The sequence below is a fragment of the Streptococcus oralis subsp. oralis genome (assembly GCF_002096455.1).
In the GTDB taxonomy this organism is placed as follows: domain Bacteria; phylum Bacillota; class Bacilli; order Lactobacillales; family Streptococcaceae; genus Streptococcus; species Streptococcus oralis_CY.
The window spans coordinates 94,906-112,500 of sequence record NZ_NCUL01000005.1; the positions used below are offsets into that span (position 1 = coordinate 94,906).

A 17,595-nucleotide genomic window follows, 5' to 3' on the forward strand; every position below is an offset into this window, starting at 1 on the left:
ATACTTAAATCAACGCAAACGTTTGCGCCTTGATTTGCGCAGCGTTTTATTACAAACACATGAGGTGCTATTATGAAAAAACGTCAAAGTGGTGTGTTGATGCACATCTCTTCTCTTCCAGGAGCTTACGGGATTGGATCATTTGGCCAAAGCGCCTATGATTTCGTTGATTTCTTGGTTCGTACCAAGCAACGTTACTGGCAAATCCTCCCTCTTGGGACAACAAGCTATGGAGATTCTCCATACCAATCATTCTCAGCCTTTGCTGGAAATACGCATTTTATCGACCTTGATATCTTGGTAGAGCAAGGCTTGCTCGAAGCCAGTGACCTTGAAGGTGTTGACTTTGGTAGCGATGCATCTGAAGTTGATTATGCGAAGATTTATTATGCACGTCGTCCGCTTTTAGAAAAAGCAGTTAAACGCTTCTTGGAAGTGGGAGATGTCAAAGATTTTGAGAAGTTTGCTCAAGACAACCAATCATGGCTTGAACTCTTCGCTGAGTATATGGCGATCAAAGAGCATTTTGACAATCTTGCTTGGACAGAATGGCCAGATGCAGATGCTCGTGCCCGTAAAGCTTCAGCGCTTGAAAGCTACCGTGAGAAATTGGCAGACAAGTTGGTTTACCACCGTGTGACACAATACTTCTTCTTCCAACAATGGTTGAAATTGAAAGCCTACGCTAACGATAACCACATCGAAATCGTTGGGGACATGCCTATCTACGTAGCGGAAGATTCAAGCGACATGTGGGCAAATCCACACCTCTTCAAGACAGATGCCAATGGTAAAGCAACTTGCATCGCAGGATGCCCACCAGATGAGTTTTCTGCAACTGGTCAGCTTTGGGGCAACCCAATCTATGACTGGGAAGCAATGGACAAAGACGGTTACAAATGGTGGGTTGAACGCTTGCGCGAAAGCTTCAAGATCTACGATATCGTTCGTATCGACCACTTCCGTGGTTTCGAATCTTACTGGGAAATTCCTGCTGGTTCCGATACAGCAGCACCTGGTAAATGGGTGAAAGGTCCAGGCTACAAACTCTTTGCAGCCGTTAAGGAAGAGCTTGGTGAGCTAAACATCATCGCAGAAGACCTTGGTTTCATGACAGATGAAGTCATCGAGTTGCGTGAACGTACTGGCTTCCCAGGAATGAAGATTCTTCAATTCGCCTTCAACCCAGAAGATGAAAGTATCGATAGCCCACACTTGGCACCTGCCAACTCTGTTATGTACACAGGAACACACGATAATAACACTGTTCTTGGTTGGTACCGTAATGAAATCGACGATCCAACTCGTGAATACATGGCTCGTTACACGAACCGTAAAGAGTACGAAACAGTGCCACACGCAATGCTTCGCACAGTCTTTTCATCTGTTAGCTTCATGGCTATTGCAACTATGCAAGACTTGCTAGAACTAGATGAGTCAGCTCGTATGAACTTCCCATCTACTCTTGGCGGAAACTGGTCATGGCGTATGACAGCAGACCAACTCACACCAGCTGTTGAAGAAACTTTGCTTGACTTGACTACAATTTATCGCCGAATCAATGAAAATTTGGTAGAATTAAAGAAATAAGACATTATCAGGAGACACATAAACATGTTACCATTAAACGAATTTGTACAAAAACGTTACAATAAAACCATTGCAGAATGTAGCAATGAAGAGCTTTACCTCGCTCTTCTTAACTACAGCAAGCTTGCAAGCAGCCAAAAACCAGTTAACACTGGTAAGAAAAAGGTTTACTACATCTCAGCTGAGTTCTTGATCGGTAAACTCTTGTCAAACAACTTGATTAACCTTGGTCTTTATGACGAAGTTAAAAAAGAGCTTGCAGCTGCAGGTAAAGAGTTGATCGAAATCGAAGAAGTAGAATTGGAACCATCACTTGGTAACGGTGGTTTGGGACGTTTGGCAGCCTGCTTTATCGACTCAATCGCTACACTTGGTTTGAATGGTGACGGTGTTGGATTGAACTACCACTTCGGTCTTTTCCAACAAGTTCTTAAAAACAACCAACAAGAAACAATTCCTAACGCTTGGTTGACAGAGCAAAACTGGTTGGTACGCTCAAGCCGTAGCTACCAAGTGCCATTTGCACACTTCACATTGACATCTACCCTTTATGATATTGATGTACCTGGTTACAAGACAGCTACTAAAAACCGCTTGCGTTTGTTTGACTTGGATTCAGTTGATTCTTCTATCATCGAAGATGGTATCAACTTTGACAAGACAGATATCGCTCGCAACTTGACTCTCTTCCTTTACCCAGACGATAGCGACAAGCAAGGTGAATTGCTCCGTATCTTCCAACAATACTTCATGGTTTCAAACGGTGCGCAATTGATCATCGACGAAGCAATCGAAAAAGGAAGCAACTTGCATGACCTTGCAGACTACGCTGTTGTACAAATCAACGATACTCACCCATCAATGGTGATTCCTGAATTGATCCGTCTCTTGACTGCGCGAGGTATCGAGCTTGATGAAGCAATCTCAATCGTACGTAGCATGACTGCCTACACTAACCACACAATCCTTGCTGAAGCCCTTGAAAAATGGCCTCTTGAATTCTTGGAAGAAGTGGTTCCTCACTTGGTACCAATCATCGAAGAATTGGACCGTCGTGTGAAGGCAGAATACAAAGACCCAGCTGTTCAAATCATCGATGAGAGCGGACGTGTTCACATGGCTCACATGGATATCCACTACGGATACAGTGTAAACGGGGTTGCAGCTCTTCACACTGAAATCTTGAAGAACTCAGAGTTGAAAGCTTTCTACGACATCTACCCAGAAAAATTCAACAACAAAACAAACGGTATCACATTCCGTCGTTGGCTCATGCATGCTAACCCAAGCTTGTCTCACTACTTGGATGAGATTCTTGGACATGGTTGGCACCATGAAGCAGATGAGCTTGAAAAACTCTTGTCATACGAAGACAAGGCTGCTGTTAAAGAAAAATTGGAAAGCATCAAGGCTCACAACAAACGTAAATTGGCTCGTCACTTGAAAGAACACCAAGGTGTGGAAATCAATACAAACTCTATCTTTGACATCCAAATCAAACGTCTTCACGAGTACAAACGCCAACAAATGAACGCTTTGTATGTGATCCACAAATACCTTGATATCAAGGCTGGTAACATCCCTGCTCGTCCTATCACAGTATTCTTCGGTGGTAAAGCTGCTCCTGCCTACACAATCGCTCAAGACATCATTCACTTGATCCTTTGCTTGTCAGAAGTGATTGCTAACGACCCAGCTGTAGCTCCACACTTGCAAGTCGTAATGGTTGAAAACTACAACGTTACTGCAGCAAGCTTCTTGATCCCAGCATGCGACATCTCAGAACAAATCTCACTTGCTTCTAAAGAAGCTTCAGGTACTGGTAACATGAAATTCATGTTGAACGGTGCTTTGACTCTTGGTACTATGGACGGTGCTAACGTGGAAATCGCTGAGTTGGTTGGCGACGAAAACATCTATATCTTTGGTGAAGATTCAGAAACTGTTATCGACCTTTACGCAAAAGCAGCTTACAAATCAAGCGAATTCTATGCTCGTGAAGCTATCAAACCTTTGGTTGACTTCATTGTGAGCGATGCTGTTCTTGCAGTAGGTAAGAAAGAACGCTTGGAACGTCTTTACAACGAATTGATCAACAAAGACTGGTTCATGACTCTCCTTGACTTGGAAGACTACATTAAAGTCAAAGAGCAAATGCTTGCTGACTACGAAGACCGCGACGCATGGTTGGATAAAGTCATCGTTAACATTGCTAAAGCAGGATTCTTCTCATCTGACCGTACAATTGCTCAGTACAACGAAGATATTTGGCACTTGAACTAATAATTACATAATTTAAACCCGTACCTTGAAGGTGCGGGTTTTGTCTTATCTGAAAGTTTTAATTACTCTGCTTTCCCAACCAAAATCTCTGCTTCGATGGTAATCTCTGTCAGTTGGCTCCAGTCAATCTTAGTATGATCAACGTGAAAGAGTAAGGGCGTCATGGCAAGCAGGGCTTGGCGTTGCTCAGCCGAGATAGGTTTTGTTAAGGAAGCAATCTGACTAGATTGGATGCTGAAATGTTCCTGGAAATGTTCTTTGATATCTTGGTTGGAATAATCCTTCTTTGTCAGCTGGTCCTGCACCATTTGACGGATTTCTTTGAGGTGATTTTCAGTTGGGATGACCTTGATCAAAATACCGTCTTTGGATAAAACGCGACGGAATTCCCCATAGTTGGCAGGCGAGAAGATATCAAGCAGGATATCCATGCTGGCGTCTTTTATAGGAAGACGAGCCAGGTCGCCGACAAACCAGTTGACCGCCCAGTTTGGTTCGCTCTTGGCAGCGATTTGAACGGAATCTTTTGAAATATCAAAGGCGTAAAAGGTTTTGTCAGAGTGACTTTCTTGGAGTTTACGAGAGTAGAAACCTTCGCCACAACCGATATCCAAGACTGTTTTTGCGGATGGATTAGTTGTTAGTAAGTCCGAGATACCTTCTAAAATAGCCTGATAAAAACCAGCTTCAAGAATTTGCTGGCGGTTTTGGAAGTTTTCCTTGTCGTAGTTGGCAGATTGCTTGATTTGCGGAGCCAAGTTGACATAGCCGAATTTTGCCAGATCAAAAGAATGGCGGTTGCTACACTTGAGGCTAGACTCTACCAAGGCCAGATTTTCTTGGCAGATAGGGCAGGAAAAGGCAGTCGCAGAAGCAAAACGCTGAAGTTTGGGTTTGAGGTTTGTATTCATAGTTTAAGTGTATCAAAAGAGGCAAATGAAAGCAACTTTAGAAATAAGTAGATGGGAGATTCAGTAGAAATAAAACTAATTCTCCAATTTATAGAATAAAATTGCTTTTATATCTAAATTTCTATATAATAATGATAAGGAGGAAATAAGTATGTTAAAAGAAGTATTAACCGTTGCAAAAGTTGCGAAAAAATCATCACTCTTTTTGGGTGGTGTCGCATTTGGTACCCTTGGTTTGAAAATCTTGGCAAGTAAGGAAGCTAAAAAAGGTTATTCTAAAGCTTTGGCTAAGGCTTACAAGTTGAAAGACGGGCTAGATGCATCTGTTTCTGTTGTGAAACAACATGGAGACGATGTCTTGCAAGATGCCAAATATTTGTACGAGCAAGAGAAAAAAGAAGAGCAATTAGATAGCCTTATAGGAGAATAATATGTCTTTTAAAGTGCTACATAGAGGATACCAACATATCCGACTATCATCTTCTTTTTCACTCACCTTGGATATTCAAGACTATCTTCGTTCCTTGGCGAGAGATGAAAAGGGGATTGAGTCTATCCAGTTTTACATGGATCAACAGCACTTTACTCTACGCATAAAAGAAGGCTTTTCTGTATTAGATAATGCAGAAGCCTTTTTAAAAAGAATTGATAAAGGGAAAGTTTCTGAGTTGATGACTCTTCCCATTCGTAGAGAAGAGAGTGCTTATTCTATTGTTTCAGGTGCAGCGATTAAGCGTGTACTTTTTCGTAGTTTTGTGCCGTATCCTATTCGCTATATATGGACTTGTTATCAGGCTTTGGGTTATATTAGAGAAGCCTATCAAACACTAGCGCGTAAGGAACTAACGATGGAAGTCTTGGACTGTTCGGCGATTTTATTGTCCTTGTTTATGAACCAATCCAAGACAGCTAGCAATATCATGTTTATGCTTGATTTGGGGAATCATTTAGATCAGTGGTCTTTGAAAAAAACTGCAACAGATTTAGAACAAAGCCTTCTTGCAAAAGAGAGCGACGTATTCTTAGTACAGGGCGATACGGTTGTTAGTATCAAGAGTTCCGATGTTCAAATAGGAGATGTCTTGGTCCTATCTCAAGGAAATGAAATTCTGTTTGATGGACAAGTAGTTTCAGGTTTAGGTATGGTCAACGAAAGTTCCTTGACGGGAGAGAGTTTTCCAGTTGAAAAAAGAGAGTCTGATTTGGTTTGTGCAAATACAGTATTAGAAACTGGAGAGTTACGCATTCGTGTAACCGATAATCAGATGAACAGCCGGATTTTACAACTGATTGAGTTAATGAAGAAATCTGAAGAAAACAAGAAAACGAAACAACGCTATTTCATCAAGATGGCGGATAAGGTCGTCAAATATAATTTCTTGGGGGCTGGGCTAACTTACCTATTAACAGGTTCTTTTTCTAAGGCTATTTCTTTCCTATTAGTCGATTTCTCCTGCGCTTTGAAAATCTCTACTCCTGTAGCTTATTTGACAGCTATCAAGGAGGGGTTGAACCGTGAAATGGTGATTAAGGATGGGGATGTTCTGGAGAAATATCTGGAAGTTGATACTTTCTTGTTTGATAAGACGGGAACAATCACAACTAGTTATCCTATAGTTGAAAAGGTGTTACCTTTTGGGGACTATAGTGAGGAAGATATTCTCAGAATCAGTGCCTGTCTTGAGGAACACATTTATCATCCTATTGCTAATGCCATCGTCAAGCAAGCTGAGATAGAGGGAATTGAACATGAGGAAATGCATGGGAAACTCCAATATATTGCAAGCAAGGGGATCAAATCTCATATAGATGGCCAACCAGTTCTTATTGGGAATTATGTCTTGATGCAGGATGAGCAGATTCATATCAGTTCAGAACAAAATGCTTTAATTGAAGAGTACAAGAGTCACTACAATCTCTTATTCTTGGCTTATCAGAATGAATTGATTGGAATGTTCTGCATTCATACTCCTTTGAGAAAAGAAGCAAAAGCAGCCTTGGAGAAACTTAAGGCACAAGGGAAAAAATTGATTCTGGCAACAGGGGACACCTTGGTTAGGACAGAGGAATTAGTCAAAGATTTGCCCTTTGATCAGGTCTATACAGACTTGAAACCTGATGGGAAATTTGAGTTAGTAGAGGAACTGCAGAAAGCAGGTCACACGATTTTGATGGTTGGAGATGGATTGAATGACTCAGCGGCTCTAACCCTATCAGATATCGGTGTGGTGATGAATGAGAGTGCAGATATTTCTAAGCAGATGAGCGATATCTTATTGTTAGATAATCGTTTGGATTTCTTCCAAGAGTTGGATTGGCTATCATCATCTTTGCAAACACTCATCAAGAAGAATATTCAAGATACCGTTGTCGTAAATAGTAGTTTGATTGGCTTTGGCTTGTTTAATTGGCTCAGTCCTTCAAACCTCTCTATCCTACATAATCTAACAACCTTACGCATAGTCCTGCGTAGCCTGTCTATTAAGGGATAGGTGGGGACTATTCACAGCAAAAAGGAGTTACCTTTCTCGAGGGTAACTCCTTTGTTTATAGGTAAATGTTTAACAATTTAGTAAGTCAACACAAAGTATTTCTTCTTCCCGCGGCGGATAACAGTGAGTTCGTTTTCTAACTTATCTGCGTCACTCAAGACATAGTCAAGGTCTTGGATACGGTCGCCGTTGACGTAGATAGCTCCGTTTTGGACGTCTTCACGGGCTTGGCGTTTTGAATTCACCACACCAGATGACACGAGGAGTTCCACGATATTGTGGTTTTCGTCTGCTTTTACTTGGTAGTTTGGCACTCCACGAAGTCCTTGTTTGAGTTCTTTGACAGAAAGGTTTTTGATGTTTCCAGCAAAGAGTTGCTCGGTGATGTTAAGGGCTTCTTTGTAAGCTTCTTCTCCGTGAACAAGAGTCACGACTTCACGAGCGAGGACCTTTTGTGCCAAGCGTTCGTGTGGAGCCGCTTCAAACTCTTTGCGGATGTCTTCAATCTCATCGAGTGACAAGAAGGTAAAGATTTTCAAGAAGCGAACAGCGTCAGCATCCATCACGTTCATCCAGAATTGGTACATTTCGTATGGAGAAGTCTTTTCAGGGTTAAGCCAAACTGCGTTTCCTTCTGACTTACCAAATTTCTTACCAGTTGCGTCTGTGATGAGTGGAACAGTGATCACGTGACCAGTCTTGTCAGCCTTACGACGAAGCAATTCGGTACCAGCTGTCATATTTCCCCACTGGTCAGAACCACCGATTTGCAGAGTAACATTGTAGTCTTGGTTAAGGACATAGAAGTCGTACCCTTGCATGATTTGGTAGGCAAACTCAGTGTAAGAAATCCCTGTCTCGATCCGTTTCTTCACAGATTCCTTACTCATCATGTAGTTGACAGTGAAGTATTTTCCGACGTCACGGAGGAAGTCAATGAAGCTGATACTGCCAAACCAGTCGTAGTTGTTGACCATGACAGCCTTATTTTCACCATTTTCAAAGTCAAGAAAACGAGAAAGTTGCCCTTGGATAGACTTGACCCAGCCCTCTACTGTGTCTTTTGTTTGGAGACTACGCTCAGCATCTTTGAAGGACGGATCTCCGATGAGACCTGTAGCACCGCCAACGAGCGCATATGGTTTATGACCTGCTAACTGCAAGCGACGACTGGTCAAGATTGCGACAAGGTGGCCGAGGTGAAGGCTATCAGCAGTTGGATCGTAGCCAGTATAATAAGAAACTTGACCTTCTTCTAGGGCTTTACGCAAAGCTTCTTCATCAGTCGTTTGAAAAATCAAACCACGCTCTTTTAGCTCATCAAAAATGTGCATGTGTCTTTTCTCCTTTATAAAATATTGTTTCTACCTATTGTATCACAAACTCGGACAATAGCCTAGTGGAATAGGGAAGAAAGTGGCTATTTTATTGAAAGTTTCCCTTTTATGGTATAATAGAGAAAGCGAGGACATTCATGAAAGAAAGAATTAATGAATTAAAAACAAAAATGCTGCATTTTTTCCAGCAGCTAATGCAACGAATTGCAAAATGGAAGAAAAGACTAGCAGAAAAACTGGCTAATAAGAAAACCGGTAAAAAGGGGACCTCTTCTGACAAAGTTGGAAGGGCAGGATCTAATTTTGCTAAGGTTTTGAGTGGGTTTAAAATAGTCTTTAACACTCTCTTTATCTTAGGTTTTATCGGTGGACTGTTTGGCGCTGGTGTAGCTATGGGTTATGGAGTCGCTCTATTTGACAAGGCTCAGGTGCCTCAAGCAGAAGAGTTGGTCAAGCAAGTGAAGGATATTGCCTCTATCTCAGAAATCACTTATTCTGACGGCAGTACCATTGCCTCGATCGAGGGTGATTTGTTGCGCACTTCAGTCGCTTCAGATGCTATCTCAGATAACCTTAAGAAAGCCATTGTTGCGACAGAGGACGAGCATTTCAATGAGCACAAGGGAGTTGTGCCTAAGGCCGTTATTCGTGCGACCTTGGGAACCTTTGTCGGTCTAGGCTCGTCTAGTGGTGGTTCGACCTTGACCCAGCAGGTCATCAAGCAACAAGTAGTGGGGGATGCTCCAACTCTAGCTCGTAAGGCTAAAGAGATTATTGATGCTCTTGCTTTAGAAAGGGCCATGGGTAAGGATGAGATTTTGACAACCTACCTTAACATAGCTCCTTTTGGTCGCAATCATAAAGGCCAAAATATTGCAGGTGCCCAGCAGGCTGCAGAAGGAATCTTTGGTGTCAATGCTTCGGATTTAACGGTCCCTCAAGCTGCCTTTATCGCAGGATTGCCACAGAGTCCAATCAGTTATTCTCCTTATGAATCTGATGGTAGCATGAAGAGTGATGAGGACATGGCTTTGGGAATTAAGCGTGCCAAGGATGTCCTCTACAATATGTACCGAACAGGGGCTCTAAGTCAGGAAGACTACGATAAGTACAAAGATTATGACTTTAAGAAAGACTTCCTACCATCAGGTAGTGTTAGTGGTACTTCGCGTGACTATCTCTACTATGCAACCTTGGCAGAAGCAACTGATCGTATGTATGACTACCTCGTCCAACGAGATAATGTTTCTGCGCAAGAATTAAAGAATGAGTCCATTCAGAAATCCTATCGTGATTTAGCCACTAAGGAAATTGAAAATGGTGGATATAAGATTACGACAACTATCAATAAAAATGTTCATGCTGCGATGCAAAATGCGGTTGCGACCTACGGCTATCTGCTAGATGATTCGACAGGTCAGCCTGAGGTGGGGAATGTCCTCATGGACAACCAAACGGGAGCTATCCTTGGATTTGTTGGTGGCCGTAATTATCAAGAAAATCAGAACAATCACGCTATTGATACCAAGCGTTCTCCTGCTTCGACTACTAAGCCGATATTGGCTTACAGTATTGCCATTGATCAAGGTCTGATGGGAAGTGCAAGTATCTTGTCAAACTATCCTACCAACTTCTCAAACGGGAATCCCATCATGTATGTCAATAGTCCTGGTACGGGCATGATGACATTGGGAGAAGCCCTTAACTACTCATGGAATATCCCAGCCTACTGGACGTATCGTACGCTTCGAGAGAAGGGTGTTGATGTCAAGGGCTATATGGAAAAAATGGGTTATGAAATCCCAGAATATGGCATTGAAAGTTTACCGATGGGTGGGGGGATTGACGTTACAGTTGCCCAGCATACCAACGGGTATCAAACTCTGGCCAACAATGGAGTTTACCATAAGAAACATATGATCGCGAAGATCGAGTCAACGGATGGCCGATTGGTATACGAGCACAAGGATGAGCCTGTCCAAGTTTATTCAAAAGCGACAGCAACCATCATGCAAAGTCTCCTTCGGGATGTTATTTCATCTCGGATTACTTCAAGTTTCCAGACGGACTTGACGACTATCAATCCATCCCTAGCTCGTGCTGACTGGATCGGAAAAACTGGTACAACCAATGAAGATGAAAATATGTGGCTCATGCTTTCTACACCTCGCTTGACTTTGGGTGGCTGGTTAGGTCACGACGACAACCGACCACTAGCCAAAGGAGCAGGCCATTACCGTAATGCCAACTATATGGCCCACTTGGTCAATGCTATCCAACAAGCTGAACCTGGAATATGGGGGAATGAGCGCTTTAATCTGGATCCAAGTGTGACCAAGTCACAAGTTCTCCGATCTACAGGACAAAAACCAGGCAAGGTTTCTATCAATGGGAAAGAAATAGAAGTTTCTGGATCAACAGTAACGAGCTACTGGGCGACTAAGGAAGGCGCCCCAGTGACCACCTATCGCTTTGCTATTGGAGGAAGCGATGCAGATTATCTGAACGCATGGAAGAATATTCTAGGAAGCGTTCCAGCAGTGACTCCTCCAAGCTCAAGTTCAAGCAGTAGCTCTGGAAGTTCAAGTTCGAGTGGAAATACTCAAAGTGGTTCTTCAGGACGTTCACGTCTATTTAATCGTTAAGAAAGAGTAGTAGCAAGGTTAGTAATTTCTCCTTGTTGCTACTTTTTTCTTTGTTGGTTTCGTGTTACAATAATAATATGAATCATTATCAGAAAAAGATTGTTAAGGGGACAGTATACTCGCTACTCTCAGGCCTAATCTGGGGGATTTGTGGGATTTTAGGAGAGTATTTTTTCACTCATTATCCAGTGTCTTCTGGATGGATTACTTCTATGCGTTTACTAGTAGCAGGGAGTTTGGTTTTAGGTTTATCTGCTTTTCAGTTGCGTAGCCGCTTGTTGGACATCTGGCGTGATAAGAAAAATTATCTACCTTTTTTAGCCTATGCTATTCTAGGTATTTTTTCTGTGCAGTTTTTCTTTTATCTCTGCGTTGAGTATTCCAATGCGACGACAGCGACCATTTTGCAATTTATCAGCCCAGTTTTTATCCTGTTTTACAATCGCCTCGTGTACCAGAAGAAGGCTTCGATTACAGCTGTTTTCTACGTTTTGATTGCCATGCTAGGTGTTTTTTTGATGGCCACAAAAGGGGACTTGTCCCAGTTGTCCATGACACCTTTGGCTCTAGTGACAGGCTTGCTCAGTGCAGTAGGCGTCATGTTTAATGTCATCTTGCCTCAACGATTTGCCCGCCACTATGGTTTTGTACCCACTGTTGGTTGGGGGATGATTTTGGCAGGACTCTTTAGTAATTTCCTATACCCTATTTATCAGATAAGTTTTCAAGTGGATTTGGTAAGTGTGCTGATTTGTCTGACGATTGCCGTGTTTGGCACCGCTTTTGCCTTCTTCCTATCTATGAAGGCTGTGTCACTCGTTTCCCCGCTGGTTGTATCGGTGGTGAGTGCTAGCGAACCTCTTTCTTCAGCTTTATTAAGTGTTCTTTTTCTGGGATTGGTCATGGATGGTTTTTTGGCCTTGGCTATGGTGTTGATTATCGTTCCGATGATTTTCTTATCTGTAGAAGAAGCAAAACAAGCCCAGTAAAGATGCTTATTTGATAGTTGAGGCTTCAAATTTGAAGCCTTTTTTGGTAGAATAGGTATCATTATAACGAACCAGGAGGCGCCTATGACTGCTACAAAAATGAACGCTCAAGAAATTATCCAATTTATCGCCAATGCTGAAAAGAAAACCAGTGTCAAAGTAACCTTTGAGGGGCAACTCGCATCTGCTGTGCCTAGCTCTGTTGTCAAACTAGGAAATGTTTTATTCGGAGACTGGAAGGATGTCGCTCCGCTTCTTGAAGGTTTGGTAGAAAATCAAGATTACGTTGTCGAGCAAGATGCTCGTAATTCTGCAGTTCCTTTGCTAGATAAACGTGCAATCAACGCTCGTATCGAGCCAGGTGCTATTATCCGTGACCAGGTTGAAATTGGTGACAATGCTGTTATCATGATGGGAGCTGTTATCAATATCGGTGCTGAAATTGGTGCTGGAACCATGATTGACATGGGTGCCATCCTTGGAGGCCGTGCTATCGTTGGAAAAAACAGCCACGTTGGTGCAGGTGCAGTTTTGGCGGGTGTGATTGAGCCAGCTAGCGCAGATCCAGTCCGTGTCGGAGATAATGTTCTTATCGGTGCTAATGCAGTGGTGATCGAAGGGGTCCAAATCGGCAGTGGTTCAGTTGTTGCAGCAGGAGCTATTGTTACCCAAGATGTTCCAGAAAACGTGGTAGTGGCAGGTGTTCCAGCTCGTATCATCAAAGAGATCGATGCCCAAACCCAACAAAAAACAGCGCTTGAGGATGCGCTTCGTACCTTGTAAAAATAAAAAGAGGCGGATACTTCTTCCAGCCTCTTTCTTCTATCAAAAGGAGGATCGATAGATGTTAGATTTGATTCAGACTAGACGAGATTTACACCAGATTCCAGAGATTGGCTTGGAGGAATTCAAGACTCAGGCTTATTTGCTGGATGTGATTGAGAAATTGACTACGGGCAAGGATTTTGTTCAAATTTGTACTTGGCGAACAGGGATTTTGGTCTACCTGCAGGGAAGTCAGCCGGAGCGAACCATTGGTTGGCGAACAGACATTGATGGCCTGCCTATTGTCGAACAAACAGGACTGCCTTTCGCCTCTCAACACCAAGGCCACATGCATGCTTGTGGCCATGATTTTCATATGACCATTGCCTTAGGATGTCTCGAACGCGCCCTTGAGGAGCAACCCAAGAATAATCTGCTTTTTCTGTTTCAACCTGCTGAAGAAAATGAAGCTGGTGGTATGCTCATGTATGAGGATGGTGCTTTTGGAGATTGGTTGCCAGATCAGTTTTATGGTCTCCATGTTCGTCCGGATTTGAAAGTCGGCCAGATTGCGACCAATACACACACTCTCTTTGCAGGGACCTGTGAGGTGAAGGTTCGTTTCAAAGGAAAAGGAGGACACGCAGCCTTCCCGCATGAAGCCAATGACGCCTTGGTGGCTGCTAGTTACTTTGTGACACAGGTACAGTCAGTTGTCAGTCGCAATGTCAATCCCATCGAGGGAGCGGTGGTGACCTTTGGCCTTTTCCAAGCTGGAACAACCAACAATGTCATTACAGACACAGCATTTTTACACGGAACCATTCGCGCCTTGACTCAGGACATGAGCCTCTTGGTACAAAAAAGAGTCAAGACAGTCGCAGAAGGGGTTGCAGCAGCCTTTGATATGGAAGTCGAAGTAGAACTCAAGCAAGGAGGCTACCTACCTGTTGAGAACAATCCAGCCTTGGCGCGTGAACTGATGGACTTTTTTGAAGAGAAAGAGGGAATCGAGTTGATTGATATCGAGCCTGCTATGACTGGTGAGGACTTTGGTTATCTCCTTTCGAAGGTAGATGGAGTTATGTTCTGGCTAGGTATCGATAGTCCCTACGCCCTTCATCACCCTCAGATGAGTCCTAAGGAAGAAGCCTTAGCCATTGGGGTAGATGCGGTCTCTAGTTTCTTGAAAAAGAAGGCAGCAGAGTAGAGGAGTTGTCTATGAAAGCAGAACTACGCAAGAAAATTTTGCAAGAAATGAAGGCTTTATCTCAGGAGCAAAAACAGGCTATGGATCGAGTTTTAACTGAGGGTTTCTTACAACACCCTTTTTACCAAGAAGCCAAGACCATCGCAACCTATCTCTCCTTCCCTCATGAATTTCAAACGCAGGAACTGATTGAGCAGGCGCTGAAGGACGGCAAGAAGGTTTTGATACCCAAAACCTATCCCAAGGGGCGCATGGAGTTTGTGGTCTATCATCCGCAGCAGTTGGCAAAAACTTCCTTTGGTTTACTGGAACCGCAAGGAGACTTGGAAGTGGTGGAACCGTCTCAGATTGATTTAATTCATGTTCCGGGCTTGGCTTTTACAACAGAGGGCTATCGGATTGGATATGGTGGAGGATACTACGACCGCTATCTAGAACATTTTGCTGGGCATACCATGAGTACAATCTATCCTTGTCAAGTTCAGGAGTTTAACTCGGAAAACCATGATATTCCCGTCCAGGAGGTGCTAATAGATGAAGGAAATCTTTGATAAACGTTATCCTGTGACTAGCTTCTTCCTCCTAGTAACAGCATTGGTATTTCTCTTGATGTTGGTTCTTACAGGTTTAAATTTTGAACGAGCAGATACCCTGCTTCAGTTTGGAGCCATGTATGGACCGATCATTCGCCTGTTCCCTGAGCAGATATGGCGCCTTTTTTCGGCTATATTTGTGCATATTGGATGGGAGCATTTCATTGTCAATATGATTTCGCTCTACTTTCTTGGACGACAGGTGGAGGAGATTTTCGGTTCTAAGCAGTTCTTCTTTCTCTATCTCTTATCTGGAATGATGGGTAATCTCTTTGTGTTTGCTTTCACACCGAAAGTTGTCGCTGCTGGGGCATCCACTTCCCTATACGGGCTATTTGCTGCGATTATCGTCTTGCGTTACGCAACTCGCAACCCCTATATTCAGCAGTTGGGGCAATCCTACCTGACGCTTTTCGTGATAAATATCATTGGAAGTGTTCTAATTCCAGGAATCAGCCTAGCTGGGCATATTGGTGGGGCAGTAGGCGGTGCCTTTCTAGCAGTCATCTTCCCAGTCAAATGGGAGAGAAGGATGTACAGTACTAGCCAGCGAATCGGAGCAACGGTACTTTTTATTGCACTAGCTGTTTTCCTTTGCTATAAGGGAATGAGCTATGTGTAGGGATGGAATAGTTAAAAGCGAGCACCGATTCGATTGCTAATAAGTCATCTGCAAAGATGGCTTTTTTATTGCAAGCTTCAACAAAAAAACAAAGCCCTTATTTAAGAGCTTTGTTTTTCTTCTATTCCCCCTCAGCTAACTCTTTTCCGAGTTGGATGAGGTAGTCTTTCAAGTCGTCTTTGACTTGTGGGTGTTTGAGAGCGTAGTCGATGGAAGTTTTCATAAAGCCAAACTTGTCTCCGACATCGTAACGAGCCCCCTTGAACTCACGAGCAAACACACGTTGTGTTTTATTGAGGGTATCGATTGCATCTGTCAGCTGAATTTCATTTCCTGCACCTGGAGCTTGGTTTTCGAGGATTTGGAAAATTTCAGGCGTGAGGAGGTAGCGTCCGATGATAGCAAGGTCGCTAGGAGCATCCTCTGGTGCAGGTTTTTCAACGAAGGTTTCAACGCTGTAAAGGCCGTCTTTTCCTTCGCCTTGCGGAGCAATAACCCCATAGGCAGATACTTCGTCGTGAGGGACTGGCATAACAGCGATAGTAGACGCATGAGTACGCTCGTAGTCATCCATGAGTTGTTTGGTAAGCGGAACAGCCTTTTCGTCCGTGATATCCATCAAGTCATCACCAAGCATAACGACAAAAGGTTCATTTCCAACGAAAGCTTTGGCTTGCAAGACAGCATCTCCGAGACCACGTGGATGTGTTTGACGGATAAAATGCAGGCGCATGCCAGTTGTTTCATCAACTAGCTTCAGAAGATCTGTTTTCCCTTTTTCTTTGAGGTTGTATTCCAATTCGAAGTTTGAATCGAAGTGGTCCTCAATAGAACGTTTTGACTTACCTGTAACAACCAAGATATCTTCGATACCAGATTTGAGAGCTTCTTCAACGATAAACTGGATAGTTGGCTTGTCTACGATTGGCAACATTTCCTTGGCCAAGGCCTTAGTTGCTGGGAGGAAACGAGTTCCCAATCCAGCGGCAGGGATGACTGCTTTTCTGACTTTTTGTTTCATGATGTTCCTTTCTATAAGGGTCTACGACCATTCGTTTTCTGCTTTAAATTCATTGCTCATGATGTCAGTGATTGCTTCTTTGATATTGACACCTTCATAGATCACTCGGTAAATAGCCTGTGTGATTGGCATGTAGACACCCAATTCCTGAGCCAGCTCGTAAGCTGCTCGAGTTGTTGAAATGCCTTCGATGACCATACCCATGTTTGCTTCGATGTCTGCGAGGGATTCTCCACGACCGAGAGCATCACCGGCCCTCCAGTTACGAGAGTGGACAGATGTCCCCGTTACAATCAAATCTCCAACTCCAGAAAGACCGCTATAAGTCAGAGGGTTAGCTCCAAGAGCGACCCCTAGACGGGTGATTTCAGCCAAGCCACGGGCAATGATAGCTGCCTTGGCATTGTCGCCAAACCCCAGACCATGTAGTGCCCCAGCGCCAACTGCGATGATGTTTTTGAGAGCACCAGCGGTTTCAACCCCGATAACATCCGTATTAGTATAGAGACGGAAGTAGTGATTGCTAAAGAGATTTTGGACGTACTGGGCCGTTTCAAGGTCTTTAGAGGCTGCAGTGATCAAGGTAATATCCCGCACAATCGTTTCCTCAGCGTGGCTAGGTCCTGAAACAACGACGACTTCACTACGGAGATCGACTGGAATTTCCTCTTCAAGAATAGTTGATAGACGTTTGTGGCTATCTGGTTCCAATCCTTTGGAGGCATGCATGATGACAACCTTGTGATCGAGCACCTTTGCCACTTGTTGGGCAACCAGTCTCGTTACTTTTGTTGGGACCACAAATAAAACAGCATCCACATCCTTTAGTGTTTCTTCCAAGTCATGATAGGCTTTGATTTTTTCGTCCAGTAGGATATCTTTGAAATAGCGTTTGTTTGTATGTTGGTTATTGATTTCATCAATTTGGTCAGAAATATTTCCCCAAATTCGAACCTCGTGTCCATTGTCGTTTAGGACCTGCGAAAGGGCAGTTCCCCAAGAACCAGGACCCAAGACAGCGATGGTTTGTTTCTTCATCTTTTCCTCCTTGTAAGAGTTCTTCCTTTCATTTTACCATAAAAAGCCTTTTCATGCATCACCTGTGGATGAAAGCGCACTAATTTATAACAAGGAGAC

The 17,595-nt window shown here is 43.3% G+C and carries 14 protein-coding genes; 10 read left to right on the top strand and 4 right to left on the bottom strand.

From position 1 onward, the window contains the following. Nucleotides 1–72: 72 nt before the first annotated feature. Entirely contained in the window at nucleotides 73–1,590 is a 1,518-nt protein-coding gene (gene malQ / locus B7720_RS02070) for a 4-alpha-glucanotransferase (RefSeq protein WP_049501519.1), read from the top strand. Between the two features lie 24 nt (nucleotides 1,591–1,614). After that, nucleotides 1,615–3,873, top strand: coding sequence for a glycogen/starch/alpha-glucan family phosphorylase (gene glgP / locus B7720_RS02075; protein ID WP_084856257.1), 2,259 nt, complete (start codon nucleotides 1,615–1,617; stop codon nucleotides 3,871–3,873). A gap of 62 nt (nucleotides 3,874–3,935) precedes the next feature. Here the strand turns inward: glgP and B7720_RS02080 are convergent, their stop codons facing one another. Then, nucleotides 3,936–4,784 (bottom strand): putative RNA methyltransferase, encoded by an 849-nt coding sequence (locus tag B7720_RS02080; protein WP_084856260.1) that lies wholly within the window; start codon nucleotides 4,782–4,784, stop codon nucleotides 3,936–3,938. A gap of 151 nt (nucleotides 4,785–4,935) precedes the next feature. On the opposite strand from B7720_RS02080, the gene B7720_RS02085 reads away from it, so the two are divergent. Both B7720_RS02085 and B7720_RS02090 read left to right on the top strand, forming a co-directional pair. Next, nucleotides 4,936–5,214: a DUF6110 family protein gene (locus tag B7720_RS02085; protein ID WP_000910910.1), complete on the top strand. Its 279-nt coding sequence runs from the start codon at nucleotides 4,936–4,938 to the stop codon at nucleotides 5,212–5,214. A 1-nt stretch (nucleotide 5,215) separates the two neighbouring features. Next, nucleotides 5,216–7,276, top strand: coding sequence for a heavy metal translocating P-type ATPase (locus B7720_RS02090; protein ID WP_000008775.1), 2,061 nt, complete (start codon nucleotides 5,216–5,218; stop codon nucleotides 7,274–7,276). A 77-nt stretch (nucleotides 7,277–7,353) separates the two neighbouring features. On the opposite strand, the gene tyrS is transcribed toward B7720_RS02090, so the two are convergent. Further along, complete coding sequence (tyrS, locus tag B7720_RS02095; RefSeq protein ID WP_044020095.1) at nucleotides 7,354–8,610, bottom strand: tyrosine--tRNA ligase; 1,257 nt, start codon at nucleotides 8,608–8,610, stop codon at nucleotides 7,354–7,356. A gap of 140 nt (nucleotides 8,611–8,750) precedes the next feature. Between tyrS and pbp1b the strand changes: the two genes are divergently transcribed. From pbp1b to B7720_RS02125, 6 genes are all read left to right on the top strand, one after another. Then, complete coding sequence (pbp1b, locus tag B7720_RS02100) at nucleotides 8,751–11,258, top strand: penicillin-binding protein PBP1B (RefSeq protein ID WP_084856261.1); 2,508 nt, start codon at nucleotides 8,751–8,753, stop codon at nucleotides 11,256–11,258. A gap of 77 nt (nucleotides 11,259–11,335) precedes the next feature. After that, nucleotides 11,336–12,247 carry a DMT family transporter gene (locus B7720_RS02105; protein WP_084856264.1) on the top strand — a complete coding sequence of 304 codons (912 nt, stop codon included), beginning with the start codon at nucleotides 11,336–11,338 and terminating at the stop codon, nucleotides 12,245–12,247. An 84-nt stretch (nucleotides 12,248–12,331) separates the two neighbouring features. Continuing rightward, complete coding sequence (dapD, locus tag B7720_RS02110) at nucleotides 12,332–13,030, top strand: 2,3,4,5-tetrahydropyridine-2,6-dicarboxylate N-acetyltransferase (RefSeq protein ID WP_084856266.1); 699 nt, start codon at nucleotides 12,332–12,334, stop codon at nucleotides 13,028–13,030. A gap of 61 nt (nucleotides 13,031–13,091) precedes the next feature. Continuing rightward, on the top strand, nucleotides 13,092–14,222 hold the full coding sequence (locus B7720_RS02115) for an N-acetyldiaminopimelate deacetylase (RefSeq protein ID WP_084856268.1): 1,131 nt from the start codon (nucleotides 13,092–13,094) through the stop codon (nucleotides 14,220–14,222). A gap of 11 nt (nucleotides 14,223–14,233) precedes the next feature. Further along, nucleotides 14,234–14,773, top strand: a complete 540-nt coding sequence (locus B7720_RS02120) for a 5-formyltetrahydrofolate cyclo-ligase (RefSeq protein ID WP_084856270.1) — start codon at nucleotides 14,234–14,236, stop codon at nucleotides 14,771–14,773. Continuing rightward, nucleotides 14,757–15,437, top strand: coding sequence for a rhomboid family intramembrane serine protease (locus tag B7720_RS02125; RefSeq protein WP_049505379.1), 681 nt, complete (start codon nucleotides 14,757–14,759; stop codon nucleotides 15,435–15,437). Before B7720_RS02120 ends, B7720_RS02125 begins: the two co-directional genes overlap by 17 nt. A gap of 121 nt (nucleotides 15,438–15,558) precedes the next feature. Here the strand turns inward: B7720_RS02125 and galU are convergent, their stop codons facing one another. Next, nucleotides 15,559–16,458, bottom strand: a complete 900-nt coding sequence (galU, locus tag B7720_RS02130) for a UTP--glucose-1-phosphate uridylyltransferase GalU (RefSeq protein WP_000811022.1) — start codon at nucleotides 16,456–16,458, stop codon at nucleotides 15,559–15,561. Nucleotides 16,459–16,479: 21 nt separating this feature from the next. Next, the gene (locus tag B7720_RS02135; RefSeq protein WP_033585444.1) at nucleotides 16,480–17,496 is read right to left on the bottom strand and encodes an NAD(P)H-dependent glycerol-3-phosphate dehydrogenase; all 1,017 of its coding nucleotides are present in this window, start codon (nucleotides 17,494–17,496) and stop codon (nucleotides 16,480–16,482) included. Between the last annotated feature and the right edge of the window lie 99 nt (nucleotides 17,497–17,595).

Bases quoted from the DNA above. Each gene is read 5' to 3' on its own strand.
- malQ (WP_049501519.1), top strand. From the start codon at position 73: ATGAAAAAACGTCAAAGTGGTGTGTTGATGCACATCTCTTCTCTTCCA.
- glgP (WP_084856257.1), top strand. From the start codon at position 1,615: ATGTTACCATTAAACGAATTTGTACAAAAACGTTACAATAAAACCATT.
- B7720_RS02080 (WP_084856260.1), bottom strand. From the start codon at position 4,784: ATGAATACAAACCTCAAACCCAAACTTCAGCGTTTTGCTTCTGCGACT.
- B7720_RS02085 (WP_000910910.1), top strand. From the start codon at position 4,936: ATGTTAAAAGAAGTATTAACCGTTGCAAAAGTTGCGAAAAAATCATCA.
- B7720_RS02090 (WP_000008775.1), top strand. From the start codon at position 5,216: ATGTCTTTTAAAGTGCTACATAGAGGATACCAACATATCCGACTATCA.
- tyrS (WP_044020095.1), bottom strand. From the start codon at position 8,610: ATGCACATTTTTGATGAGCTAAAAGAGCGTGGTTTGATTTTTCAAACG.
- pbp1b (WP_084856261.1), top strand. From the start codon at position 8,751: ATGAAAGAAAGAATTAATGAATTAAAAACAAAAATGCTGCATTTTTTC.
- B7720_RS02105 (WP_084856264.1), top strand. From the start codon at position 11,336: ATGAATCATTATCAGAAAAAGATTGTTAAGGGGACAGTATACTCGCTA.
- dapD (WP_084856266.1), top strand. From the start codon at position 12,332: ATGACTGCTACAAAAATGAACGCTCAAGAAATTATCCAATTTATCGCC.
- B7720_RS02115 (WP_084856268.1), top strand. From the start codon at position 13,092: ATGTTAGATTTGATTCAGACTAGACGAGATTTACACCAGATTCCAGAG.
- B7720_RS02120 (WP_084856270.1), top strand. From the start codon at position 14,234: ATGAAAGCAGAACTACGCAAGAAAATTTTGCAAGAAATGAAGGCTTTA.
- B7720_RS02125 (WP_049505379.1), top strand. From the start codon at position 14,757: ATGAAGGAAATCTTTGATAAACGTTATCCTGTGACTAGCTTCTTCCTC.
- galU (WP_000811022.1), bottom strand. From the start codon at position 16,458: ATGAAACAAAAAGTCAGAAAAGCAGTCATCCCTGCCGCTGGATTGGGA.
- B7720_RS02135 (WP_033585444.1), bottom strand. From the start codon at position 17,496: ATGAAGAAACAAACCATCGCTGTCTTGGGTCCTGGTTCTTGGGGAACT.